This is a genomic window from Halolactibacillus halophilus (genome assembly GCF_900115605.1).
GTDB classification, from domain to species: domain Bacteria; phylum Bacillota; class Bacilli; order Bacillales; family Amphibacillaceae; genus Halolactibacillus; species Halolactibacillus halophilus.
Window position 1 is genome coordinate 1 of record NZ_FOXC01000090.1, and the last position, 1,304, is coordinate 1,304.

The following is a 1,304-nucleotide window of genomic DNA, read 5'->3' on the forward strand; positions in this document are numbered from 1 at the left end:
GATAGTGTACAATATTTTGTGTAAACGACCTTTGACTCGTTTTTGAGCATGGAAAAAGGAAGCCTCTTTTTGTAGAATAGAGTTACCAAACAACATTCACAGAAAAGAGGACTTCCTATGAACCATCTTACTACAGATTTAGCTCAAGCTCTAGTTGAAAATCGTGATATTAAAGAAATTTTTCGTGAACATTTAGAACACGCTGTTAATCAATTGCTTCGAAATGAACTAACATGCTTCCTAGACTATGAGCCTTATGATGCCAAAGGCGTCAACTCAGGTAATTCTCGTAATGGCTATTACTCACGTAAATTCAATACAGAGTTTGGTGAATTGTCTATTCAAGTTCCACGTGATCGTAATGGTTTCTTTGAACAACAGACCGTTGCTCCCTATAAGCGTAATAGTGATTCGCTCGAAGAGGTTGTGATTCATCTATATAAAAAAGGGATGACCACATCAGAAATCGCTGATCTCATGGAAAAAATGTATGGGCATCACTATTCTAAACAAACCATTTCAAACTTCACTAAGATGGTTGAAGCTGATATTGAAGCTTATAAATCTAGCCCTCTAAACAAGCGATATGTCTGCGTTTATTTAGATGCAACGCACATTCCACTTCGTCGTAAAACCGTTGCGAAAGAAGCTGTCTATATCGCGATTGGCATTGATGAAGACGGACACAAGGAAGTCTTAGATTTTACAATTGCGCCGACAGAATCCGCTATGGTATGGGAAGAATTGATTCAAGGCCTAAAAGCACGCGGTCTAGAAAATGTCTTATTATTTATTTCTGATGGCCTTTCAGGCATGACAGATGCCATTCATCGCGTCTATCCTTACGCTAAACATCAAACATGTCTTGTACACATTGCCCGCAATATTAATGGGAAAGCGCGTGTTAGTGATCGTGAAGAGATTGCCGATGACTTCAAGAAAATCCACCAAGCAACGGATCTTGAAAGTGCACAAGAGGCTCTCAAAGCCTTTGAAAAGAAATGGCGCCCATCATATAAAAAACTCGTTGATAACCTTGTTCAAAATAATCAACTTCTCGTCTTTTTGGACTTTCCAGAGTGCATTCAACGCAGTCTTTACTCAACAAATTTAATTGAGGGCTTTAACGCTCAAATCAAGCGGTATACAAAGAGAAAAGAGCAATTTCCAAACGAAGAATCCTTAGAACGTTTTCTCGTGTCAATCTTCTTAGATTATAATCAAAAATTTGCGATGCGTTGCCATCGCGGCTTTAAAAAAGCTAAACCAGAAATTATAGAGATGTTCGAAGAACAGCTAGCGAA

The 1,304-nt window shown here is 38.5% G+C and carries 1 protein-coding gene; it reads left to right on the forward strand.

Features of this window, described 5'->3' with window-relative positions:
• Nucleotides 1-117: 117 nt before the first annotated feature.
• On the forward strand, nt 118-1,304 hold a 1,187-nt coding region (locus BM098_RS13225), incomplete at its 3' end, for an IS256 family transposase (protein WP_089834131.1).